Below are 22,780 nucleotides of genomic sequence, written 5' to 3' on the forward strand. Positions count from 1 at the left end.
AGGAAGGTTCTAAGTCTGTTTATCGATCGAGCTAGTGTATGATTCTCTAACGTGACTCAAAACTCGCTGATGCTAGATTCCTGATGTCGCTATGGCTCCTCGGAATGACGGCTTAAAGGAAAATCAAGGTTTGAGTTGACGTTCTAGAATGACATCTAGGACCCTAGAACCTAGGATCCTAGAAACTATGTTTTACAGAATAAAGCGGCTTAGATCTTCATCTTCAATGGTATCGCCCAGACGCGCTTTCACGTAGGCTGCATCAATCACAAACTTAGCGCCAGATTGTTCTGCCGCATCGTAAGAGATTTCGTCCATCAGGCGTTCCATCACGGTATGTAGACGACGTGCACCGATGTTTTCGGTGGTTTCGTTTACTGTCCATGCGGCTTCGGCAATTTGCGTGATACCGTCTTGAGTAAATTCAATGTCGACATCTTCTGTTTTCATCAACGCGATGTATTGCTCAGTCAATGACGCTTTTGGCTCAGTCAGAATGCGTTTGAAGTCACTGCTGCTTAGAGCTTCAAGTTCCACACGGATTGGTAGACGACCTTGCAGTTCCGGGATCAGGTCAGAAGGCTTCGCGACCTGGAAAGCACCAGAAGCCACAAACAAGATGTGGTCTGTTTTTACCATACCGTGTTTGGTTGAAACCGTGCTGCCTTCAATCAGTGGTAGCAGGTCACGTTGAACACCTTCACGTGAAACGTCAGGGCCAGAACTTTCACCACGTTTACAGATTTTATCGATCTCATCGATGAAGACGATGCCGTTATTTTCAACGTTGTAAATCGCCGCTTCTTTTAGCTCTTCCTGATTCACAAGCTTCGCTGCTTCTTCTTCAGCAAGGGCTTTCATCGCGTCTTTGATTTTCAGCTTACGCTTCTTCTTGGTATCGCCGGCCAGGTTTTGGAACATGCCTTGGAGCTGGTTGGTCATCTCTTCCATACCAGGAGGCGCCATAATCTCTACACCCATTTGTGGTGCAGCGACATCGATTTCAATCTCTTTATCGTCTAGCTGACCTTCACGCAGTTTTTTACGGAAAATCTGACGAGTATGCGAGGAATCTTCGGTCTGTTCTGCTTGTCCCCAGTTATCTCGTGCTGGTGGCAATAGTGCATCAAGAACACGCTCTTCAGCTTGCTCTTCAGCGCGGAATTTTACTTTTTCCATCGCTTGTTGATGAGTGAGCTTCACGGCAACATCGGTGAGATCACGGATGATGGTTTCTACTTCTTTACCAACGTAACCCACTTCGGTGAATTTTGTTGCTTCTACTTTGATGAACGGCGCATTGGCCAGCTTCGCAAGGCGACGAGCGATTTCCGTTTTACCAACACCGGTTGGACCGATCATCAGAATGTTTTTTGGTGTCACTTCGACACGCAGGCTTTCTTCAAGCTGCATTCGACGCCAGCGGTTACGAAGAGCAATCGCAACCGAACGTTTTGCTTTGTCTTGACCAATGATATGGCGGTTCAATTCATGAACGATTTCGCGAGGGGTCATTTCAGACATATTCTTTCCTTACTTCGTTACGATTACTCAGCTGGTGCTGCCAGTTCTGCAGTTGACTCGAGCTCTTCTACAGTGTGATTGTGGTTGGTGAATACACAAATGTCACCCGCAATGTTCAATGCTTTTTCCGCGATTTCACGAGCGTCCAGGTCTGTGTTTTCTAATAGCGCCGTTGCTGCTGCTTGCGCGTATGCACCACCAGAACCGATCGCAATTAGATCATTTTCAGGCTGCACTACATCACCATTACCCGTGATGATTAAAGAAGCGGTTTCGTCTGCTACAGCAAGCAGTGCTTCCAGTTTGCGAAGTGCGCGATCACTACGCCAGTCTTTTGCCAGTTCTACAGCCGCTTTGGTCAAATGGCCTTGGTGCATTTGCAGTTTGCTTTCGAAACGCTCGAAAAGGGTGAAGGCATCCGCGGTACCGCCAGCAAAACCAGCCAGTACTTTGTTGTTGTATAGGCGGCGAACTTTACGCGCGTTACCTTTCATTACGGTATTGCCTAGAGATACTTGGCCATCACCCGCGATGACGACTTTATTATTTCGACGTACAGATACAATGGTAGTCACAGTCGACCTCTTAATTATTTCTCTTTGGATGTAATACTGTATATGGGGTAGGGGAAAAGGGGATTCAAGGGGGGAAGAAAAAGGTGTTAGGTTAAAGAGATACTAGGTTTTAGAGTTCTAGGACCTCGGTACTAAACGCTTTGTCATCCTGAACAGCGACGAAGGAGCGTGATTCAGGCTCTACTTATCCAGTGCCTTGATATTAAAGGTACTCGCTTAGATTGACATCGTTGCTGTTAGTAGATTCCTGATGTCGCCTAGGCTCCTCGGAATGACGGTGTCGTTGGTTTTTTCGGTAGTCCGAAACCTAGGACCTAGCCCCTAGGAGCTAGGTCTTCTATTTTTAATAATTCTCTTTCCAAATCGCACACGGTTCGATTTTGGCTCGCTGCAATTTATGGCGATCTTTCTCAGCATCGCGCTTAAATTTGTATGGACCTAAAATAATGCGATACCAAGAGCTGCCTTCTTTCTTGACAATTTTGCTCGTCAATCCCTGGAAAGCAATCGAAAGTTTACGTTCTTCAGCCTGAGCCTGGGTCTTATAAGCGCCACACTGCATGATGTAAGGGATTTTCGACACTTGGATCTCTTTGGCGACCACTTCCACTTCGCGATTAGGGAGAGATTCCACATATTCCCACTTTTCTTCGGGTGGGGGAGGTAAATCTGTTTTTGCCTTAGGTTTGCTTACCGGAGTTGTTGGTTGCTGCACAACCGGTGGCTGGGGCTCTGGATCATTGTTTAGTAAGTAAAGACCATAGCCAAAGCCGCCCACTAGCACGATTGCCAGTAGACCACTACGCCAAGGCTTCTTTCTGGAAGGTTGTTTTTTTGTCGACTTTTTTGGGGTTCCACGCCCCCTTCTTACATAATCTCTGTTTGCCACGGTCATTTTTGATCATCAAGAATTCTTGCAATTATGTTAATCCAGAACGAGTTGAGAAAACACCCTGTTGAATGAATCTTGTTAGGTGGGAGGGGAAAGGTTTGAAAGAGAGGACCTAGGACCTAGTCACCTAGACCCTAGGATCTTCTCTTTAATCTATCTCGCTGGTGGCGCAGCGCTTCCACGAACAATCAGGTTTGTTTCTAGAAGACGAGACCCTGAATGGACATCGTGCCCTTTTAGAAGCTCTAGCATCATTAGCATCGCTTGTCGGCCAATCTCGTAGCGAGGCTGAGAGATGGTCGTTAACGGAGGATCACAGTACTGAGCGAAATTGATGTCATCAAACCCGACTACCGACAGATCTTGTGGGACGCGGAAACCGAGCTTTTTCGCTTCTTGAATGGCACCGATTGCCATCGTGTCACAGTGGCAGAAAATCGCGGTTGGTGGCTCGTGTAGCTCCAGCAACTTACGTACTGCTTTTGCTCCGCCTTCAAAAGAGAATTCGGTGACAATACTGTATTGTGGTTCTTTGTTTATGCCAGCACGACGCAATGCTTGTTGGTAGCCTTGTTGACGGAATTGACACAATACCGCTGTATCGGGACCTGAAATTTGCGCAATACGTTTATGACCAAGCTGGGTCAGGTAATTGACGGCTTCAAATGCTGATGTCAGGTTATCGATATGAACGGTTGGTAGCTCCAGTTCAGGAGCAAATTCACAGGCCATGACCATAGGTGGCAGGTTTTTTTGTTCGGGTTTGCTGACATCAAACGGTAAGTCGGTACCAAGTAGCAGCATCCCGTCAGCTTGCTTAGTAAAGACCAGGTTCACAAATGAACTTTCGCGTTTCTTTTGCTGACCGCTATCGCCAAGCAATACGAGATAGCCGTGCTCCATTGCAGCATCTTCGATACCACGAATGATTTCAGAAAAGTAGGGATCGCAGATGTCAGGAACGATCGTAACAATGGTCTTCGATTCGTTTCTGCGTAAATTACGTGCTAAAGAGTTTGGTGAGTAACCCGCCTCAAGTACCGCGTCTTCTACTCGTTTTCGCGTAGACGCTGAGACTTTCTCCGGGTTCATTAGTGCTCGAGATACCGTCGCGGTAGATACTCCCGCAAGCTGGGCAACATCCTTCATTGTCGCCATAGTTTTAAAACCTCTCAAATAATTCGCCAAGATGACGTTAATCCCCCAGAGTGAAATTGTTGTAATTGAGTGCAGAAAACGCTCGCTTTACCATCACATTGTTGTTGATTATTTAGTGGGTAAAGTGCTTTTTCATTGCCAGAACAACATTTCAATGTTGGGGAAACGTTAAAGTGTAAATTTAAAGTATTTCGTTACAAGAAACGAAGACTTTACTTAATGGGATAGTCTATTCATTTCTATGGTGAAAGTTACGGTCTGTTTAACAAAAACCACAATGATAGTGTGATTTTTGTCACATTAAAAGGTAATTCATTACATAGCTAAACGTTTGCTAGCTCAGGTCCTGTGGTTCTATGTCTAAATTCCAACGCACTTTCTTGGCATTAGGTAACAACTCAATAGCAGGCTTTGCACTGGTTAATAACTTTTGCATCAATGAACGATGTTGAGTTTGCAGCAAAAGTTGCCAGCGATATTTACCTGCGCGTTTGGCCAGTGGGGAAGGGGTCGGACCCAGCACCATACAGGTGTCGTCAAATAATGGGTGTGACTCAAGAGTAAAACGAACCTGACGCAGGAAGTCTTCTACTATTTCACTTTGGTTTGCTTCAGCCTTAAACAGAGTCAGGTAACTGTACGGGGGCAGCTGTGCTAATTTTCGCTCTTCTAAGGCGGTCATCGCAAAGTGGCGATAATCTTTTTGCAGCAGTGCCTGCAATAAGCTGTGCTCTGGGTGATGGGTCTGTAAAATCACTTCGCCAGGTTTACTTGCACGCCCAGCCCGTCCCGCAACCTGAATAAAAAGCTGAGCGAGGCGTTCAGAAGCGCGAAAGTCACTGCTATATAAGGAACCATCCACATCCAATAGTGCAACCAATGTTACGTTCGGAAAGTGATGCCCTTTGGCAAGCATTTGCGTACCAATCAAAATCTGGTATTCACCTTTGCGAATCGATTCTAAGGCATCTTCCAAGCTGCCTTTACGACGGGTACTGTCTCTGTCGATACGAATGGCTTTGTACTCAGGGAAGAGCTGCGCCAACTGATGTTCTAACTGCTCTGTGCCTACACCGACCGTTACTAACTGAGTGGAACCACATCCCTGACACTGATGAATTACGGGTTGCTGTGAGCCGCAATGATGGCAACGTATTTCATTGCTGTATTGATGGAAGGTGTAATAGGCATCACAGCGCTTACATTCTGCAATCCAACCACATTCATGGCACATCAGAGCAGGGGAGAAACCTCGGCGGTTAAGAAATAGCATCACCTGATTACCCGCTTTCAGGTGTTTACGCATGTCAGCAATCAGTGGGGCAGACAATCCACTTTCTAAATATTGACCTTTAACATCGAGTACTTTATTGGTGGTTGGCACTGCGGAGCCCGCACGCTGAGTTAGTGTGAGGTGGTGGTATTTACCCGATAACGCATTATGCAGCGTCTCTAATGCCGGAGTTGCAGAGCCAAGCACAATCGGTACTTGCTCTTTGTGCGCACGCATAACGGCAACGTCACGAGCGTGGTAGCGCAAACTATCTTGTTGTTTGTATGAAGCGTCATGTTCTTCATCAACAATAATAATGCCAAGGTCTGCGAATGGCGTCAGTAGAGCTGAGCGGGTGCCAATGATGATTCCGGCCGCTTTATCTCGGGCAGATAACCACGAGTTTAAACGTTCGGTATCATTTAAACCTGAATGTATCACTTCTACAGGTACGTTGAAGCGATGCTTAAAACGATTGATGGTTTGTGGGGTCAGGCCAATTTCTGGCACCAGAACTAACGCTTGGCGACCTTTTTCTAATACAGGCTTGATCAGATTGAGGTAAACCTCGGTCTTACCGGAGCCTGTTACCCCCTCTAATAAATAGCAGGCAAAACCCGTTTGGCTGTTCACGCTGGCAATGGCGAGCGCTTGCTCATGGTTAAGCTTCGGCTTGTCGACATCGTTTTCGACCTGTTGGGGCCATTGAGAAATCGTTGGCATTTTCTCAATTCGCTCAATCCAACCTTTCTCTTCGACCGATTTCAGCACTGTTGAGGCGATCTCTTGCTCTACAAATTCTTGGTGCGGTACGGCTCCGTCTACCAGGATTTGCAGAACTTTTTGTTGCTTCACTGCCCGGCGGTCGAGGCCTTGCATCAGTTTGTCTTTACCCGCTTCGGTGATCTGCCATTCCTGCAAGGTGGCAAAATCAGCTGGTTTTCCTTTTCTCAGCGCTGCTGGCATCGCATTGTGAAGCGTATCGCCCAATGGATACTGATAAAAATGGCTACACCATGTGAGCAATGAATACAGTTTTTCTGACCAGATAGGTTGCGAATCTAAAACGGCTTTGATTGGTTTGAGCTGTTCGATAGGAAAATCTGAGTGGTTCACCATCGCGGTGACAATTCCTACCAACGTCTGACGTCCAAAAGGTACAGATACACGCCCACCAATGAGCGGGAACAGGTGCCCCGGAATGGCATAATCAAACTGTTTGTCGAGTGGAACAGGTAGTGCCACTCTGGCAATGGATGGACGCATAAAGTTCTGCTGTAATATAAAGAAGGAAAGGAGCTTAGAGTCTATTAAAATTGGGGTGAAAATTCGAGTAAAGCTGACTTCTCGCCTCGTAAACCGATGACAAGCAATAGACTGACTAAAAAAGTGGCGAAAAAATTGCCAAATGTGTTGATCCCATCAGTGCGATTCATTACTATATCGCGCCTTGAGATATGGCTTCGGCGTTAAGCTGATGCGGTATCGCACTTTTATTTTTAATTGCGTGTGGTGTGCGGCTTAGACTCGTATAGCGACACGGCCTACTATTGAGGTTATCCCATGAAAGCTGGTATCCATCCAGAATACAAAGCAGTATCTGCTACTTGTTCTTGCGGCAACACTTTTGAGTTCAACTCAACTCTAGGTAAAGAGTCTATCCACCTAGACGTATGTGACAAGTGCCACCCATTCTACACTGGTAAGCAACGTATCGTTGATACAGGCGGCCGTGTTGATCGCTTCAACAAGCGTTTCGGTGCACTATCAAGCGGTAAGAAATAATAGCAGACGCTATTACAATTACAGTTTAGAAAAGGACGCTTCGGCGTCCTTTTTGTTTATGGTGAATCTGGTGGTTGGATTAAAAACAGTGAGTTAAAAATAGTCTCGATTATTTTTCACTCAATGCTTGCAACCCAAAGCGTGATCTGTATAATGCAGCGCACTGGTTAAGCCAGTTGTGAACCAATGAGCGGTGAGGAGCTAATAAATCCAAGGATTTATTAGGTAATGTAGACTCAGCTTATGTTCGCGGTTAATACAATTAGCTATCTTTTCTTCGGAAAAACTATCCCCAAAGGTGACTTTGGCATGTAGGGATAGTTAATCGAAAATTAACTGACAATGCGTCCTAATCTTGGATGCTACGGTTTCACATAAATCAATCGGCATTCTCTCGTCTTGACGAGTTTGAGTGGCGATATTGTTTGTGTAATTTACTAATTTTGGAGCTCTGTCTCATGCAGAACCAACGTATCCGTATCCGCCTAAAAGCTTTCGATTACAAATTAATCGATGCTTCTACAGCGGAAATCGTTGAAACAGCTAAGCGCACTGGCGCACAGGTTCGTGGTCCAATCCCACTACCAACTCGTAAAGAGCGTTTCACAGTTCTTATCTCTCCACACGTTAACAAGAAAGCACGTGACCAGTACGAAATCCGTACTCACAAGCGTCTAATCGACATCGTTGAGCCAACAGACAAAACTGTTGATGCTCTAATGCGTCTAGACCTTGCTGCGGGCGTTGACGTTCAAATTAGCCTAGGTTAAGGGAGATTAGAAGAATGATTGGTCTAATCGGTCGTAAAGTGGGCATGACCCGCGTATTTACTGAAGACGGCGTTTCTATCCCAGTAACTGTTGTTGAAGTTGAAGCTAACCGCGTTTCTCAAGTGAAAACTCTTGAAACTGACGGCTACGCAGCTATCCAGGTTACTTCTGGTGCGAAGAAAGCTAACCGCGTAAACAAAGCTGAAGCAGGTCACTTTGCTAAAGCTGGCGTTGAAGCGGGTCGCGGTCTTTGGGAATTCCGTTTAGAAAACGGCGAAGAGTTCGAAGTTGGTTCAGAACTAACTGTTGAACTATTCAACGAAACTAAGAAAGTAGACGTTACTGGTACATCTAAGGGTAAAGGCTTCCAAGGCGCTGTTAAGCGTTGGAACTTCCGTACTCAAGATATGACACACGGTAACTCATTGTCTCACCGTGCTCCTGGTTCTATCGGTCAATGTCAGACTCCAGGTCGCGTATTTAAAGGCAAGAAAATGGCAGGTCACATGGGTGCTGAGCGTGTAACGACTCAAAACCTAGAGATCGTACGTGTTGACGCTGAGCGCAACCTGCTTCTTATTAAAGGTGCAGTCCCAGGCGCAACTGGCGGCAACGTGATCGTTAAACCAGCTGTTAAAGCATAACGTCTCAGGAGTAAGTAATGGAACTAATGGTTAAAGGTGCTGATGCACTAACTGTTTCCGAAACTACTTTCGGACGTGAGTTTAACGAAGCTCTTGTACACCAAGTAGTTGTTGCATACGCAGCAGGTGCTCGTCAAGGTACTCGTGCTCAAAAAACACGTTCAGAAGTTTCTGGCGGTGGCGCTAAGCCATGGCGTCAAAAAGGTACTGGCCGTGCGCGTGCTGGTACAATTCGTAGCCCAATCTGGCGTACAGGTGGTGTTACTTTTGCTGCGAAACCACAAGATCACAGCCAAAAAGTAAACAAGAAAATGTACCGCGGTGCTATGAAGAGCATTCTTTCTGAGCTTGTTCGTCAAGAGCGTCTAATCGTTGTTGATAACTTCTCAGTAGAAGCACCAAAGACTAAAGAGCTAGTTGCTAAGCTTAAAGAGCTTGAGCTAACTGACGCTCTAATCGTGACTAGCGAAGTAGATGAGAATCTATTCCTAGCGGCTCGTAACCTATACAAAGTTGACGCACGTGACGTTGCTGGTATTGATCCAGTATCACTAATCGCGTTCGACAAAGTTGTAATGACTGCTGAAGCAGTTAAACAAGTTGAGGAGATGCTAGCATGATCACTGAAGAGCGTATCCTAAAAGTTCTACGTGCACCGCACATCTCTGAAAAAGCAACTATGGCAGCTGAGAAAGCGAACACTATCGTTTTCAAAGTAGCTAAAGATGCAACTAAAAAAGAGATCAAAGCAGCTGTAGAAAAGCTATTTGAAGTTGAAGTTAAGTCTGTAAATACTCTTATCACTAAGGGTAAGACCAAACGTCAAGGTCTACGCCAAGGTCGCCGCAGCGACGTTAAGAAAGCGTACGTTACTTTGAAAGAAGGTCAAGATCTTGACTTCGTTGGCGGCGCGGAATAACAGGAGTAGTTAAAAATGGCTATTGTTAAATGTAAGCCGACTTCCCCTGGTCGTCGTCACGTTGTTAAAGTTGTTAACGCTGACCTACACAAGGGCAAGCCATACGCACCTCTTCTAGAGAAAAACTCTAAGAACGGCGGTCGTAACAACAACGGTCGTATCACAGTACGTCACGTCGGCGGTGGTCACAAGCACCACTACCGTTTGATTGACTTCAAACGTACTAAAGACGGTATCCCAGCGACAGTTGAGCGTCTTGAATACGATCCAAACCGTAGCGCAAATATTGCTCTAGTTCTTTACAAAGACGGTGAGCGTCGCTACATCCTAGCACCTAAAGGTGTTGTAGCTGGTGATGTTATTCAGTCGGGTGTTGATGCACCTATCAAAGCTGGTAACACTCTACCAATGCGTAACATCCCAGTAGGTTCAACTGTACACAACGTTGAACTGAAGCCTGGTAAAGGCGGTCAGCTAGCTCGTTCAGCTGGTGCTTACGCTCAAATCGTTGCTCGCGACGGTTCATACGTAACTATCCGTCTACGTTCTGGCGAAATGCGCAAAGTTCTTTCTGAAGGTCGTGCAACGATCGGTGAAGTTGGTAACTCTGAGCACATGCTACGTGAACTTGGTAAAGCTGGTGCTACTCGTTGGCGCGGTGTTCGTCCAACCGTTCGCGGTGTGGTAATGAACCCGGTTGATCACCCACACGGTGGTGGTGAAGGTCGTACTTCTGGTGGCCGTCACCCAGTATCTCCTTGGGGTATGCCAACTAAAGGCTACAAGACTCGTAAGAACAAACGCACTGACAAGTACATCGTACGTCGTCGTAACAAGTAATCTATATAAAGAGGAATCGCCATGCCACGTTCTCTCAAGAAAGGTCCTTTTATTGACCTACACTTGCTGAAGAAGGTAGAGAAAGCGGTGGAAAGCGGAGACAAAAAGCCTATTAAGACTTGGTCCCGTCGTTCAATGATCATCCCTACGATGATCGGTTTGACCATCGCTGTCCATAATGGTCGTCAGCACGTACCAGTATTTGTAACTGATGAAATGATCGGTCACAAACTGGGTGAATTCGCACCAACACGTACTTACCGCGGTCACGCTGCGGATAAGAAAGCTAAGAAGCGCTAAGGAGTAGATAATGGAAGCATTTGCTAAACATAACTTTGCTCGCATTTCGCCTCAGAAAGCTCGCTTAGTTGCGGATCAAATCCGTGGTAAATCTGTTGACCAAGCTCTAGAAATCCTAACTTTCAGCAACAAAAAAGCTGCTGAACTAGTTAAGAAAGTTCTTGAGTCTGCTATCGCTAACGCGGAGCACAACGAAGGTGCAGATATTGACGATCTGAATGTCGCAAAAATCTTTGTAGATGAAGGCCCAACCATGAAGCGTATTATGCCTCGTGCTAAAGGTCGTGCGGATCGTATCTTGAAGCGTTCAAGCCACATCACTGTTGTTGTAGCAGATCGCTAGAGACTAGGAGAGTAAGCAATGGGTCAAAAAGTACATCCTAATGGTATTCGTCTAGGCATCGTTAAGCCTTGGAATGCTACATGGTTTGCTAACACCAAAGATTTCGCTGACAACCTAGACGGCGACTTCAAGGTACGTCAGTTCCTTACAGGTGAACTGAAAAAAGCGTCTCTATCACGCATCGTTATCGAGCGTCCTGCTAAGAGCATCCGTGTGACTATTCACACTGCTCGTCCAGGCGTTGTTATCGGTAAGAAAGGTGAAGACGTAGAGAAGCTACGCGCAGCTGTAGCTAAAATTGCAGGTGTACCAGCGCAAATTAACATCGCTGAAGTACGTAAGCCTGAACTAGATGCGCAACTTGTTGGTGACAGCATCGCGTCTCAGCTAGAGCGTCGTGTTATGTTCCGTCGTGCTATGAAGCGCGCGGTACAAAATGCAATGCGTCTAGGCGCTAAAGGTATCAAAGTGGAAGTAAGCGGTCGTCTAGGCGGCGCTGAAATCGCACGTTCAGAGTGGTACCGTGAAGGCCGTGTGCCTCTACACACTCTACGTGCTGACATTGATTACGCAACTTCTTCGGCTCACACTCAATACGGTGTGATCGGCATTAAAACTTGGATCTTCAAAGGTGAGATTCTAGGTGGTATGCCAGCAGCTAACGCTGTTGAGCCTAAAGGCGACAAGCCTAAGAAGCAGCGTAAAGGCCGTAAGTAAGGAGTCGACAGATGCTACAACCTAAACGTACTAAGTTCCGTAAGGTTCAGACTGGTCGTAACCGTGGTCTAGCTAAAGGTACTGATGTAAGCTTCGGCGAATTCGGTCTTAAAGCTGTTGGCCGTGGTCGTCTAACTGCTCGTCAAATCGAAGCGGCACGTCGTGCAATGACACGTCACGTTAAGCGTCAAGGTAAAATCTGGATCCGTGTGTTCCCAGACAAACCAATCACAGAAAAACCACTTGAAGTTCGTCAAGGTAAGGGTAAAGGTAACGTTGAGTACTGGGTAGCCCAAATCCAACCTGGTAAGGTTATGTACGAAATGGGTGGTGTACCTGAAGAATTGGCACGTGAAGCGTTCCGTCTTGCGGCACGTAAACTGCCTTTCAAAACTACATTTGTAACTAAGCAGGTGATGTGATGAAAGCACAAGATCTACGCGAAAAAAGCGTTGAAGAGCTTAATGCTGAGCTAATGAATTTGCTACGTGAACAGTTCAACTTGCGCATGCAAGCTGCAACTGGTCAACTACAGCAAACTCATACTCTGAAAGCTGTACGCCGTGATATCGCACGTGTGAAAACTGTTTTGACTGAGAAGGCAGGCGCATAATGAGCGAAGTAAAACGTACTCAACAAGGTCGTGTTATTAGCGACAAGATGGACAAGTCTATCACTGTTGCTATCGAACGTTTCGTAAAACACCCAATCTACGGGAAATTCGTTAAACGTACGACTAAAGTACACGCACATGACGAGAACAACGAGTGTGGCCTAGGCGACACAGTTGAAATCGCTGAGTGTCGTCCACTGTCTAAGACTAAGTCTTGGACTTTGGTAAAAGTTCTAGAAAAGGCGAAGATTTAATCTCGTTAATTCTATGAAACTCAAGCGGCTCCAAAATATTTTTGGAGCCGTTTATTTTTTGACTACCCAATCACAAAAAAGGGTGGTACAATTCGCGTCCCTTTTAAAGAGGCAGCCCGACCCGTGATGGGTCTAGTTATTAATATTTAGCGGAGCACTAACATGATCCAAATGCAAAGTATGCTGGACGCAGCTGATAACTCAGGCGCACGCAGCGTAATGTGTATTAAGGTTCTGGGTGGCTCTCACCGCCGTTATGCACATATCGGTGACGTCATCAAAGTTACTGTGAAGGAAGCAATTCCTCGCGGTAAAGTAAAAAAAGGTGATGTTCTGAAGGCGGTGGTAGTGCGCACCCGTAAAGGCGTACGTCGTCCTGACGGTTCTGTCATTCGCTTCGACCGAAATGCTTGCGTATTGTTGAATGACAATACTGAGCAACCAATCGGTACACGTATCTTTGGTCCTGTGACACGCGAACTTCGTGGCGATAAGTTCATGAAGATCGTTTCACTGGCTCCAGAAGTTCTGTAAGGAGCACGTAGAAATGGCAGCTAAAATCCGTCGTAACGACGAAGTAATCGTTCTTGCTGGTAAAGACAAAGGCAAGAAAGGTAAAGTAACTAAGGTTCTAGCAACTGGTAAAGTTATCGTTGAAGGCATCAACCTTGTTAAGAAACACCAAAAGCCGGTTCCGGCTCTAGGTCAACAAGGTGGCATCGTTGAACAAGAAGCAGCTATTGACGCTTCTAACGTTGCAATCTTTAACGCAGCTACTGGTAAAGCTGACCGTATCGGTTTCCGTTTTGAAGACGGCAAGAAAGTTCGTTTCTTCAAGTCTAACGGCGAAACCGTTTCTAACTAATTAGAAGTAATTTGGAGTTCTACTATGGCGAAACTGCATGATTACTACAAGTCGTCTGTAGTCGCTGAACTGACCAAACAGTTCAGCTACACAAGCGTCATGCAAGTCCCTAGAATCGAGAAAATCACCCTAAACATGGGTGTTGGTGAAGCAATCAACGATAAGAAACTGCTAGAAAACGCAGCGTCTGATATGGCAACGATCTCTGGTCAAAAGCCACTTATCACAAAAGCGCGCAAATCTGTTGCAGGTTTCAAAATCCGTGAAGGCTACCCTATCGGTTGTAAAGTAACCTTGCGTGGCGAACGTATGTGGGATTTTCTTGAGCGTTTGATTAACATCGCTCTTCCACGTGTACGTGACTTCCGTGGTGTTAGCGCTAAGTCTTTTGACGGACGCGGTAACTACAGCATGGGCGTTCGCGAGCAAATCATCTTCCCGGAAATCGACTTTGATAAAGTTGATCGAGTACGCGGTCTAGACATCACTATTACGACGTCTGCTGGTACTGATGAGGAAGGCCGTGCTCTGCTGGCTGCCTTTAACTTCCCATTCCGTAAGTAAGGTGAAGGGTTACTGTTATGGCTAAAAATTCTATGAAAGCACGTGAAGCAAAACGTGCAAAGCTAGTAGCTAAGTTCGCTGAAAAGCGTTCAGCGCTAAAAGCTATCATCAGCGATGTAAACGCATCTGAAGAAGATCGTTGGAATGCAGTTCTTAAATTGCAATCTCTTCCACGTGATTCAAGTGCATCACGTCAGCGCAACCGTTGCAACCAAACTGGTCGTCCACACGGTTACCTACGTAAGTTCGGTCTAAGCCGTATCAAAGTTCGTGAAGCTTGCATGAAAGGCGAGATTCCTGGACTTCGTAAGGCTAGCTGGTAATTGCCACTTAATCATTTGGAGTAAATCATATGAGCATGCAAGATCCGATTTCGGATATGCTGACCCGTGTTCGTAACGGTCAGGCAGCAAACAAAGTTGCTGTTAAAATGCCTTCTTCAAAGCTTAAAGTTGCAATTGCTGCACTACTAAAAGCTGAAGGTTACATCGTTGACTTCGCTGTTGAAGGCGAAGCAAAACCTGAGCTAGAAGTTACACTTAAGTACTTCCAAGCTAAACCAGTAATCGAGCAACTTAAACGTGTTTCTCGTCCAGGTCTACGTGTTTACAAGAAGAAAGATCAACTTCCTTCTGTAATGGGTGGTCTTGGTATTGCTATCGTTTCTACTTCCAAGGGTCTTATGTCAGACCGCGCTGCACGTAAAGCAGGTCTTGGTGGTGAAATCATCTGCTACGTAGCTTAATAAGGAGTAGACTATGTCTCGTGTTGCAAAAGCACCTGTCGCTATTCCAGCTGGCGTAGAGGTGAAACTAAACGGCCAAGAAATCACTGTAAAAGGTGCTAAAGGCGAACTAACTCGCGTACTAAACGACGCTGTAGTTATCGCTCAGGAAGAAAACAACCTAACGTTCGGCCCTGTTGAAGGTGCTGCTAATGCTTGGGCTCAAGCAGGTACTGCTCGTGCTCTAGTAAACAACATGGTTGTTGGTGTTACTGAAGGCTTTACTAAGAAGCTAACTCTTAAAGGTGTTGGTTACCGTGCTGCTATCAAAGGCAACGCTGTAGGTCTAACACTAGGCTTCTCTCACCCAGTTGAGCACGAGTTGCCAGCGGGTATTAAAGCTGAATGTCCAAGCCAAACTGAAATTGTGATCACTGGTTGTGACAAACAACTTGTAGGTCAAGTTGCGGCTGACATTCGTTCTTACCGTCAACCTGAGCCTTACAAAGGTAAAGGTGTTCGTTACGCAGATGAAAATGTGCGTACTAAAGAAGCTAAGAAGAAGTAAGGTAACACTATGGATAAGAAAGCATCTCGCATCCGTCGTGCTACACGTGCACGTCGTAAGATTGCAGAACTGGGTGCGACTCGCCTAGTTGTACACCGTACTCCTCGTCACGTGTACGCACAGGTTATCGCGGCTAATGGCTCTGAGGTTATCGCAGCAGCTTCTACTGTAGAAAAAGCGATCCGTGAGCAATTGAAATACACTGGTAACGTTGATGCAGCTAAAGCAGTAGGTAAAGCTGTTGCTGAGCGCGCTCTTGAAAAAGGCGTAACTGCAGTTGCATTTGATCGTTCTGGTTTCCAATACCACGGTCGAGTAGCGGCGCTAGCAGAATCTGCTCGCGAAGCTGGTCTGAAATTCTAAGGTAGGGTTGGAAGATGGCTAAAGAACAACAAGTTCAAGCGAATGATTTGCAAGAAAAATTAATCGCAGTTAACCGTGTTTCTAAAACGGTTAAAGGTGGTCGAATCATGAGCTTCACTGCACTAACAGTAGTTGGTGACGGTAATGGTCGTGTAGGTTTCGGTTACGGCAAAGCTCGTGAAGTACCTGCAGCGATCCAAAAAGCAATGGAAAAAGCGCGTCGTAACATGACTACGATCGCTCTAAACGAAGGCACTCTTCACCACCCAGTGAAAGGTCGCCATTCGGGCTCTAAAGTTTACATGCAGCCTGCTGCAGAAGGTACTGGTGTTATCGCAGGTGGTGCGATGCGTGCAGTACTAGAAGTTGCTGGTGTACACAACGTACTATCTAAAGCATACGGTTCTACGAACCCTATCAACATCGTTCGTGCAACGATCGATGCACTAGGTAGCATGAAGTCACCAGAAATGGTTGCTGCTAAACGTGGTCTAACTGTTGAATCTATTTCGGAGTAAGAACACCATGGCAACTATTAAAGTAACTCAAACTAAAAGCTCAATTGGTCGTCTACCTAAGCACAAAGCTACTTTGCGCGGTCTAGGTCTTCGTAAAATCAACCACACAGTAGAACTTGAAGATACTCCGTGCGTACGCGGTATGATCAACAAGGTTTACTACATGGTTAAAGTTGAGGAGTAATCAGAATGCGTTTGAATACTCTAGCACCGGCTACTGGCGCGAAAACTTCTGCGAAGCGAGTAGGTCGTGGTATCGGTTCTGGCCTAGGTAAAACTGGTGGCCGTGGCCACAAAGGTCAAAAATCACGTTCTGGCGGCAGCGTTCGTCCAGGTTTCGAAGGCGGTCAGATGCCTCTGAAACAACGTCTACCAAAATTCGGTTTCACTTCTCGTAAGAGCCTAGTGTCTGCTGAAGTTCGTCTAGCTGAGCTAGCGAAAGTTTCTGGTGACGTAGTTGATCTTAACAGCCTTAAAGCTGCTAACATCATCACTAAGAACATCGAATTTGTAAAAGTTGTTCTTTCTGGTGAAATCAACAAAGCAGTGACTGTTAAAGGTCTACGTGTGACTAAAGGCGCTAAAGCTGCAATCGAAGCTGCAGGCGGTAAAATCGAGGAATAATCTCGAGGAACGAGGTACAGATGGCTAAGAAACCAGGACAAGATTTTCGTAGTGCTCAGAGCGGCTTAAGTGAACTAAAGTCGCGCTTATTATTCGTAATTGGTGCACTTTTAGTATTTCGAGCAGGCTCTTTTGTGCCGATCCCTGGTATTGACGCTGCTGTACTTGCCGAGTTGTTCGACCAGCAAAAAGGTACCATCGTAGAAATGTTTAACATGTTCTCCGGTGGTGCTCTTGAGCGTGCATCTATATTAGCATTGGGCATCATGCCGTATATTTCGGCATCTATTGTTGTCCAATTGCTAACTGTAGTTCATCCAGCGTTAGCTGAACTCAAAAAAGAGGGTGAAGCAGGCCGTCGTAAGATAAGCCAATACACACGCTACGGCACGCTTGTACTTGCAACCTTCCAGGCTATAGGTATTGCAACGGGCTTACCAAACATGGTCGATAATCTGGTTGTTATCAACCAAACCATGTTTACGCTTATTGCTACCGTAAGTTTAGTAACCGGCACCATGTTCCTAATGTGGTTAGGTGAACAAATTACAGAGCGTGGAATTGGTAACGGTATTTCGTTACTGATTTTTGCAGGTATTGTTGCTGGATTGCCTTCTGCAATCGGTCAAACAATCGAGCAAGCGCGTCAAGGTGAATTGCATGTACTTCTTCTGTTGCTAATCGCGGTATTGTCTTTTGCAGTCATTTACTTCGTTGTTTTCATGGAGCGTGGTCAACGTCGAATCGTTGTTAACTACGCGAAGCGTCAACAAGGTCGTAAAGTATTTGCTGCACAAAGCTCGCATCTGCCACTAAAAATTAATATGGCAGGTGTTATTCCAGCGATTTTTGCATCAAGTATTATCCTGTTCCCAGGAACACTGGCTCAGTGGTTTGGTCAGAACGGTGAGAGCAGCGCGTTCGGTTGGTTAACTGACGTGTCTTTGGCTCTTAGCCCAGGTCAACCGCTGTATGTAATGCTTTATGCAGCAGCAATTATCTTCTTCTGTTTCTTCTACACGGCGTTGGTTTTCAACCCGCGTGAAACAGCAGATAACTTGAAGAAGTCAGGTGCATTCGTACCCGGCATCCGCCCAGGTGAGCAGACAGCGAAATACATTGATAAAGTGATGACACGTTTAACCCTTGCGGGCGCACTGTACATTACCTTTATCTGTCTGATTCCCGAGTTCATGATGGTCGCGTGGAACGTACGTTTCTACTTCGGCGGTACATCACTACTCATCGTAGTGGTTGTAATTATGGACTTTATGGCACAGGTACAGACTCATATGATGTCTCAACAGTATGATTCTGTGTTGAAGAAAGCGAATCTGAAAGGCTACGGCCGTTAATTCGGTGGTAGACTCAGTTTCATTTACGGAGTTTAGCAATGAAAGTTCGTGCTTCCGTTAAAAAAATCTGCCGTAACTGTAAAGTAATCAAGCGTAACGGTGTCGTTCGCGTGATTTGCAGTGAGCCAAAGCACAAACAGCGCCAAGGCTAATTAGCAGAAATTTTTACTTGAAAACGAAGGTTAGGTCGAGTATATTCCTCGGCCTACCTTTTGCGTGCAAAAGAAGTAGTACTCCGCAGCGTATCCATAACGGGCTTTGCTGCGGCTAATTCTTTTATAGAAACACTTAGGAGTGAATAATGGCCCGTATAGCAGGCATTAACATTCCTGATCAGAAGCATGCTGTAATCGCACTAACTGCGATTTTCGGCATCGGTAAAACTCGTTCTCAAGCTATTCTAGCTGAAGTGGGTATTGCTGAAAATGTTAAGATCAGTGAACTAACTGAAGAGCAGATCGATCAACTGCGTGATGGTGTAGCTAAGTACACTGTAGAAGGTGATCTACGTCGTGAAGTATCTATGAACATCAAGCGTCTTATGGACCTTGGCTGTTACCGTGGTCTTCGTCATCGTCGCAGTCTACCACTACGTGGACAGCGTACTAAAACCAACGCTCGCACCCGTAAGGGTCCGCGTAAGCCGATCAAGAAATAATCGGGAAGGTAGAGTACAATGGCTAAACAACCAACTCGCGCTCGTAAGCGCGTACGCAAGCAAGTTGCAGATGGCGTTGCGCACATCCATGCTTCTTTCAATAACACAATCGTAACCATTACTGACCGTCAAGGTAACGCTCTTGCATGGGCTACTGCAGGTGGTTCTGGTTTCCGTGGTTCTCGTAAGTCTACTCCGTTCGCTGCACAGGTTGCTGCTGAGCGTTGTGCTGAAATGGCTAAAGAATACGGCCTAAAGAACTTGGAAGTTATGGTTAAGGGTCCTGGTCCAGGTCGCGAATCTACTGTTCGTGCACTAAACGCCGCTGGTTTCCGCATCACAAACATCGTTGATGCTACACCAATCCCTCATAACGGTTGTCGTCCACCTAAGAAACGTCGCGTATAACGTTTCTAGGACAATTGGAGAAGAATCATGGCAAGATATTTGGGTCCTAAGCTGAAGCTTAGCCGTCGTGAAGGCACTGACTTATTCCTTAAGTCTGGTGTTCGCGCGATCGATACCAAGTGTAAAATTGATAACGCACCAGGTGTACACGGCGCTCGTCGCGGTCGTCTATCTGAGTATGGCGTTCAGCTTCGTGAGAAGCAAAAAGTTCGTCGTATGTACGGCGTTCTAGAAAAACAATTCCGTAACTACTACAAAGAAGCTGCTCGCCTTAAAGGCAACACTGGTGAAAACCTACTTCAGCTTCTTGAAGGTCGTCTTGATAACGTAGTTTACCGCATGGGCTTCGGTGCAACTCGCGCAGAAGCACGTCAGCTAGTTAGCCACAAAGCTATCCTAGTAAACGGTAAAGTTGTAAACGTTCCTTCTTTCAAAGTAGCGGCTAATGACGTTGTTTCTATCCGCGAGAAAGCTAAACAGCAATCTCGTATTAAAGCGGCTCTAGAAGTTGCTGAACAACGTGAAAAACCAACTTGGATTGAAGTAGATGGTGGCAAGATGGAAGGTACATTCAAGCGTATGCCTGAGCGTTCTGATCTATCAGCTGACATCAACGAACAATTGATCGTCGAGCTTTACTCTAAGTAAGGTTTAAACTAAAGAGAGGACACAATGCAGGGTTCTGTAACAGAATTTCTTAAGCCACGTCTAGTTGACATCGAACAAATCAGCTCGACTCACGCAAAAGTAACTCTTGAGCCATTAGAGCGTGGCTTTGGTCATACTCTGGGTAATGCACTTCGCCGCATTCTTCTATCTTCTATGCCTGGTTGTGCAGTGACAGAAGTAGAGATTGAAGGCGTACTTCATGAGTACAGTACTAAAGAAGGCGTTCAGGAAGATATTCTTGAAATCCTTTTAAACCTTAAAGGTTTGGCTGTGCGTGTTGCTGAAGGCAAAGATGAAGTGTTCATTACTTTGAACAAATCAGGCTCGGGCCCTGTGGTTGCAGGTGACATCACCCATGATGGTGATGTAGAGATCGCTAACCCTGAACACGTTATTTGTCACCTAACGGATGACAATGCTGAAATCGCAATGCGTATTAAAGTAGAACGTGGTCGTGGTTACATTCCAGCTTCTGCGCGTATCCATACTGAAGAAGATGAGCGTCCAATCGGTCGCCTACTAGTAGATGCTACTTACAGCCCAGTAGACAAAATTGCCTACGCTGTAGAAGCAGCTCGTGTAGAACAGCGTACTGATCTAGACAAGCTTGTTATCGATATGGAAACAAACGGTACTCTAGAACCTGAGGAAGCAATCCGTCGTGCAGCTACTATCCTAGCTGAACAATTGGATGCATTCGTAGATCTTCGTGATGTACGTGTTCCTGAGGAGAAGGAAGAGAAGCCAGAATTCGATCCGATCCTACTGCGTCCTGTAGACGATCTTGAACTAACAGTTCGCTCTGCTAACTGTCTGAAAGCAGAAGCGATTCACTACATCGGTGATCTAGTACAACGTACTGAGGTAGAGCTACTTAAAACGCCTAACCTTGGTAAAAAATCTCTTACCGAGATTAAAGACGTACTTGCGTCACGTGGTCTGTCTCTGGGCATGCGCCTAGAAAACTGGCCACCTGCATCAATCGCTGAAGATTAATCGATACTAGTTAGAAGGATTAGGTCATGCGCCATCGTAAGAGTGGTCGTCAACTCAACCGCAACAGCTCACATCGCAAAGCGATGTTCAGCAACATGGCTAGCTCTCTAGTACGTCATGAAGTTATCAAGACTACTTTGCCAAAAGCAAAAGAGCTACGTCGCGTAGTTGAGCCTTTGATTACACTAGCTAAGACTGACAGTGTTGCTAACCGTCGTCTAGCATTTGCACGTACTCGTGACAACGAAGTAGTTGCAAAACTTTTCAACGAACTAGGTCCACGTTTTGCTGCTCGTCAGGGCGGTTACACTCGTATCCTAAAAGCTGGCTTCCGTGCTGGTGATAAAGCTCCAATGGCTTACATTGAGCTTGTAGATCGCCCAGCTGCTGAAGAAGCTGCTGAGTAATCAGTTCGTAAGAACGAAAAAGCCGAGCGTTAGCTCGGCTTTTTTGTATCTATAACTTTCAAATAAGTAAAAATCTAAGCGCGTTATAACTTTAGTGACGTTAACAAATTCACTCTAGTTAGAATCTTGAATAACAATGCTTAGCTCTTATTGCTTCGCAACTCTTACTTATTCACCAGACCATAAACCAGTTAAAGAGTCTAGTAAGCCTTTGCTTGCGCCCTGTTCATTCAGGTACTGAAGAATAACCGGAGCAAATTGACTAATCATCGAAGCATCTAGCCCTAACGTATCGAATGCACTCTGTACCGCGCTTAGGCTTTCAACATTCCCTAACAAGCTTTGTGCTCCACTCAGGTTAGATAGTCCAGGGATAAGGGACTCTAACTCACTGCTATTTTCACCAGACAGCTGGCTTTGAGCTAGCGCCAGTAATGCACTGCTGCCACCTGCTGCCTGTTCGGTTGACACTGGTAGTTGGCTAGTCAGTAATTCCGTTAACGGTGAAGACTCCGTACCTAAACTTTGACCGACCATGTCCATCAGTCCGCTCTCGTTACTTTTTTCTACTACTGAATCAAGGAAAGCATGTGCACTGCCGATATTCATCGAGAGTAGTGCCAGAGTGAGGAGTGTTTTACGCATAGTACCTCCAACGGTTGAGCGTGTTTTTTTAATTATTAAGTCGTTAGAGTGACAGTTTATGTTTAAGAGAACAACGACTTTTAACTTAAACAAAAAAAGCGGCGCAAGAGCGCCGCTTTAGAAACTGTCATTGAAATGAATTTCAATTATAGGATGTCTAGTAGTTCTACTTCGAATACTAGTGCTGCGAATGGAGGGATTGCAGCACCTGCGCCACGCTCACCGTACGCAAGATCTTGAGGAACGTATAGTTTCCACTTCGAACCAACAGGCATTAGTTGTAGTGCTTCAACCCAACCTTTGATTACGCCAGTTACTGGGAACTCAGCTGGTTGACCGCGTGATACAGAGCTGTCAAATACAGTGCCGTCAGTTAGCTCACCGTGGTAGTGAACACGAACTTGGCTTTGCTCAGTTGGGATCTCGCCAGTACCTTCAGAGATAACTTCGTACTGTAGGCCAGATTCAAGAACTTTAACTTCTGGACGTAGAGCGTTGTCTTTTAGGAACGCTTCGCCGTCAGCTGCTGCTGCTTTCGCTGCTTCTTGACGAACTGCTTCTGCGCGAGTGTGTAGCTCTTGCAGTGCTTTGTTGATTTCGTCGATTTCAATTGCTGGCATGTCACCAACTAGTGCAGTTGCAATACCCGCTGCGATTGCATCAACGCTAAGACCTTCAAGACCAGAACCTGCTAGTTGCTGACCCATTTGCAGACCAATGCCGTAGCTTGCTTTTTGTTCTGCAGTTTCAAATTTAATTTCAGACATAAATGTCATCTCTTATTAGGAGTGTAAAGGTCACAGGATATC

36 protein-coding genes are annotated in these 22,780 nt (G+C 45.8%); 29 read left to right on the forward strand and 7 right to left on the reverse strand.

All coding sequences use genetic code 11. The annotated features are described in order from the left end of the window. Positions 1-192: 192 nt before the first annotated feature. From hslU to priA, 5 genes are all read right to left on the reverse strand, one after another. Positions 193-1,524, reverse strand: coding sequence for an HslU--HslV peptidase ATPase subunit (gene hslU, locus RXX31_RS18810; RefSeq protein ID WP_317591252.1), 1,332 nt, complete (start codon positions 1,522-1,524; stop codon positions 193-195). A 23-nt stretch (positions 1,525-1,547) separates the two neighbouring features. Beyond that, the gene (gene hslV / locus RXX31_RS18815; RefSeq protein WP_014230658.1) at positions 1,548-2,099 is read right to left on the reverse strand and encodes an ATP-dependent protease subunit HslV; all 552 of its coding nucleotides are present in this window, start codon (positions 2,097-2,099) and stop codon (positions 1,548-1,550) included. A gap of 343 nt (positions 2,100-2,442) precedes the next feature. After that, a complete protein-coding gene (locus RXX31_RS18820; RefSeq protein ID WP_317591336.1) occupies positions 2,443-2,988 on the reverse strand; it encodes an SPOR domain-containing protein in 546 nt (181 codons plus the stop codon). Between the two features lie 156 nt (positions 2,989-3,144). Then, positions 3,145-4,149: a DNA-binding transcriptional regulator CytR gene (cytR, locus tag RXX31_RS18825; protein ID WP_317591253.1), complete on the reverse strand. Its 1,005-nt coding sequence runs from the start codon at positions 4,147-4,149 to the stop codon at positions 3,145-3,147. Between the two features lie 334 nt (positions 4,150-4,483). Beyond that, a complete protein-coding gene (priA, locus tag RXX31_RS18830) occupies positions 4,484-6,688 on the reverse strand; it encodes a primosomal protein N' (RefSeq protein ID WP_317591254.1) in 2,205 nt (734 codons plus the stop codon). Positions 6,689-6,985: 297 nt separating this feature from the next. Here priA and rpmE point away from each other — a divergent pair, with 297 nt between their 5' ends. From rpmE to rplQ, 29 genes are all read left to right on the forward strand, one after another. Beyond that, complete coding sequence (rpmE, locus tag RXX31_RS18835; RefSeq protein ID WP_317591255.1) at positions 6,986-7,207, forward strand: 50S ribosomal protein L31; 222 nt, start codon at positions 6,986-6,988, stop codon at positions 7,205-7,207. Positions 7,208-7,665: 458 nt separating this feature from the next. Continuing rightward, positions 7,666-7,977 carry a 30S ribosomal protein S10 gene (gene rpsJ / locus RXX31_RS18840; protein ID WP_004410492.1) on the forward strand — a complete coding sequence of 104 codons (312 nt, stop codon included), beginning with the start codon at positions 7,666-7,668 and terminating at the stop codon, positions 7,975-7,977. A 14-nt stretch (positions 7,978-7,991) separates the two neighbouring features. Then, a complete protein-coding gene (gene rplC, locus RXX31_RS18845; RefSeq protein ID WP_317591256.1) occupies positions 7,992-8,621 on the forward strand; it encodes a 50S ribosomal protein L3 in 630 nt (209 codons plus the stop codon). 17 nt (positions 8,622-8,638) lie between these two features. Then, on the forward strand, positions 8,639-9,241 hold the full coding sequence (gene rplD, locus RXX31_RS18850) for a 50S ribosomal protein L4 (protein ID WP_005379556.1): 603 nt from the start codon (positions 8,639-8,641) through the stop codon (positions 9,239-9,241). Further along, entirely contained in the window at positions 9,238-9,540 is a 303-nt protein-coding gene (gene rplW / locus RXX31_RS18855; RefSeq protein WP_004398471.1) for a 50S ribosomal protein L23, read from the forward strand. Before rplD ends, rplW begins: the two co-directional genes overlap by 4 nt. Before the next feature lie 15 nt (positions 9,541-9,555). Then, entirely contained in the window at positions 9,556-10,380 is an 825-nt protein-coding gene (gene rplB, locus RXX31_RS18860; RefSeq protein WP_317591257.1) for a 50S ribosomal protein L2, read from the forward strand. Between the two features lie 21 nt (positions 10,381-10,401). Next, positions 10,402-10,680, forward strand: a complete 279-nt coding sequence (rpsS, locus tag RXX31_RS18865) for a 30S ribosomal protein S19 (protein ID WP_004394525.1) — start codon at positions 10,402-10,404, stop codon at positions 10,678-10,680. A 10-nt stretch (positions 10,681-10,690) separates the two neighbouring features. Continuing rightward, positions 10,691-11,023, forward strand: a complete 333-nt coding sequence (rplV, locus tag RXX31_RS18870; protein ID WP_264903264.1) for a 50S ribosomal protein L22 — start codon at positions 10,691-10,693, stop codon at positions 11,021-11,023. An 18-nt stretch (positions 11,024-11,041) separates the two neighbouring features. Continuing rightward, complete coding sequence (gene rpsC, locus RXX31_RS18875) at positions 11,042-11,740, forward strand: 30S ribosomal protein S3 (RefSeq protein WP_014230667.1); 699 nt, start codon at positions 11,042-11,044, stop codon at positions 11,738-11,740. Between the two features lie 11 nt (positions 11,741-11,751). Then, complete coding sequence (rplP, locus tag RXX31_RS18880; RefSeq protein WP_005379577.1) at positions 11,752-12,162, forward strand: 50S ribosomal protein L16; 411 nt, start codon at positions 11,752-11,754, stop codon at positions 12,160-12,162. Next, positions 12,162-12,353, forward strand: a complete 192-nt coding sequence (rpmC, locus tag RXX31_RS18885) for a 50S ribosomal protein L29 (protein WP_005379576.1) — start codon at positions 12,162-12,164, stop codon at positions 12,351-12,353. The genes rplP and rpmC overlap by 1 nt, the downstream gene beginning before the upstream one ends. Further along, a complete protein-coding gene (gene rpsQ, locus RXX31_RS18890; RefSeq protein WP_317591258.1) occupies positions 12,353-12,607 on the forward strand; it encodes a 30S ribosomal protein S17 in 255 nt (84 codons plus the stop codon). The genes rpmC and rpsQ overlap by 1 nt, the downstream gene beginning before the upstream one ends. Positions 12,608-12,769: 162 nt before the next feature. Then, a complete protein-coding gene (gene rplN / locus RXX31_RS18895) occupies positions 12,770-13,141 on the forward strand; it encodes a 50S ribosomal protein L14 (RefSeq protein ID WP_004410450.1) in 372 nt (123 codons plus the stop codon). A gap of 13 nt (positions 13,142-13,154) precedes the next feature. Then, complete coding sequence (gene rplX, locus RXX31_RS18900; protein ID WP_014230668.1) at positions 13,155-13,472, forward strand: 50S ribosomal protein L24; 318 nt, start codon at positions 13,155-13,157, stop codon at positions 13,470-13,472. 24 nt (positions 13,473-13,496) lie between these two features. After that, a complete protein-coding gene (gene rplE, locus RXX31_RS18905) occupies positions 13,497-14,036 on the forward strand; it encodes a 50S ribosomal protein L5 (RefSeq protein ID WP_005455660.1) in 540 nt (179 codons plus the stop codon). A gap of 17 nt (positions 14,037-14,053) precedes the next feature. After that, positions 14,054-14,359: a 30S ribosomal protein S14 gene (gene rpsN / locus RXX31_RS18910; RefSeq protein WP_004745888.1), complete on the forward strand. Its 306-nt coding sequence runs from the start codon at positions 14,054-14,056 to the stop codon at positions 14,357-14,359. Positions 14,360-14,388: 29 nt separating this feature from the next. Then, positions 14,389-14,781: a 30S ribosomal protein S8 gene (gene rpsH / locus RXX31_RS18915; RefSeq protein ID WP_005450567.1), complete on the forward strand. Its 393-nt coding sequence runs from the start codon at positions 14,389-14,391 to the stop codon at positions 14,779-14,781. Between the two features lie 13 nt (positions 14,782-14,794). After that, a complete protein-coding gene (rplF, locus tag RXX31_RS18920; RefSeq protein ID WP_317591259.1) occupies positions 14,795-15,328 on the forward strand; it encodes a 50S ribosomal protein L6 in 534 nt (177 codons plus the stop codon). 9 nt (positions 15,329-15,337) lie between these two features. Further along, positions 15,338-15,691 (forward strand): 50S ribosomal protein L18, encoded by a 354-nt coding sequence (gene rplR / locus RXX31_RS18925; RefSeq protein ID WP_317591260.1) that lies wholly within the window; start codon positions 15,338-15,340, stop codon positions 15,689-15,691. A 14-nt stretch (positions 15,692-15,705) separates the two neighbouring features. Continuing rightward, positions 15,706-16,209 (forward strand): 30S ribosomal protein S5, encoded by a 504-nt coding sequence (gene rpsE / locus RXX31_RS18930; protein ID WP_004745894.1) that lies wholly within the window; start codon positions 15,706-15,708, stop codon positions 16,207-16,209. 7 nt (positions 16,210-16,216) lie between these two features. Then, entirely contained in the window at positions 16,217-16,393 is a 177-nt protein-coding gene (gene rpmD / locus RXX31_RS18935) for a 50S ribosomal protein L30 (protein ID WP_000201159.1), read from the forward strand. A gap of 5 nt (positions 16,394-16,398) precedes the next feature. Then, positions 16,399-16,833, forward strand: a complete 435-nt coding sequence (rplO, locus tag RXX31_RS18940; RefSeq protein ID WP_064376654.1) for a 50S ribosomal protein L15 — start codon at positions 16,399-16,401, stop codon at positions 16,831-16,833. A gap of 20 nt (positions 16,834-16,853) precedes the next feature. After that, the gene (gene secY, locus RXX31_RS18945; RefSeq protein ID WP_014230670.1) at positions 16,854-18,188 is read left to right on the forward strand and encodes a preprotein translocase subunit SecY; all 1,335 of its coding nucleotides are present in this window, start codon (positions 16,854-16,856) and stop codon (positions 18,186-18,188) included. Between the two features lie 38 nt (positions 18,189-18,226). Next, positions 18,227-18,340 (forward strand): 50S ribosomal protein L36, encoded by a 114-nt coding sequence (gene rpmJ / locus RXX31_RS18950; RefSeq protein WP_000868186.1) that lies wholly within the window; start codon positions 18,227-18,229, stop codon positions 18,338-18,340. Between the two features lie 149 nt (positions 18,341-18,489). After that, positions 18,490-18,846 carry a 30S ribosomal protein S13 gene (rpsM, locus tag RXX31_RS18955; RefSeq protein WP_017051447.1) on the forward strand — a complete coding sequence of 119 codons (357 nt, stop codon included), beginning with the start codon at positions 18,490-18,492 and terminating at the stop codon, positions 18,844-18,846. Between the two features lie 18 nt (positions 18,847-18,864). Next, on the forward strand, positions 18,865-19,254 hold the full coding sequence (gene rpsK, locus RXX31_RS18960; protein WP_001118870.1) for a 30S ribosomal protein S11: 390 nt from the start codon (positions 18,865-18,867) through the stop codon (positions 19,252-19,254). A gap of 27 nt (positions 19,255-19,281) precedes the next feature. Beyond that, on the forward strand, positions 19,282-19,902 hold the full coding sequence (gene rpsD / locus RXX31_RS18965; protein ID WP_014230671.1) for a 30S ribosomal protein S4: 621 nt from the start codon (positions 19,282-19,284) through the stop codon (positions 19,900-19,902). A gap of 24 nt (positions 19,903-19,926) precedes the next feature. Beyond that, positions 19,927-20,919 carry a DNA-directed RNA polymerase subunit alpha gene (locus RXX31_RS18970; RefSeq protein WP_014230672.1) on the forward strand — a complete coding sequence of 331 codons (993 nt, stop codon included), beginning with the start codon at positions 19,927-19,929 and terminating at the stop codon, positions 20,917-20,919. A gap of 26 nt (positions 20,920-20,945) precedes the next feature. Further along, positions 20,946-21,326, forward strand: a complete 381-nt coding sequence (gene rplQ, locus RXX31_RS18975) for a 50S ribosomal protein L17 (RefSeq protein ID WP_005383141.1) — start codon at positions 20,946-20,948, stop codon at positions 21,324-21,326. Positions 21,327-21,494: 168 nt separating this feature from the next. Here the strand turns inward: rplQ and RXX31_RS18980 are convergent, their stop codons facing one another. Further along, the gene (locus RXX31_RS18980; RefSeq protein ID WP_317591261.1) at positions 21,495-21,971 is read right to left on the reverse strand and encodes a DUF2780 domain-containing protein; all 477 of its coding nucleotides are present in this window, start codon (positions 21,969-21,971) and stop codon (positions 21,495-21,497) included. 146 nt (positions 21,972-22,117) lie between these two features. Then, positions 22,118-22,738, reverse strand: coding sequence for an FKBP-type peptidyl-prolyl cis-trans isomerase (locus tag RXX31_RS18985; protein ID WP_264903260.1), 621 nt, complete (start codon positions 22,736-22,738; stop codon positions 22,118-22,120). Positions 22,739-22,780: the final 42 nt, after the last annotated feature.

The sequence above is a fragment of the Vibrio sp. EA2 genome, assembly GCF_033042495.1.
Taxonomy (GTDB): Bacteria; Pseudomonadota; Gammaproteobacteria; order Enterobacterales; family Vibrionaceae; genus Vibrio.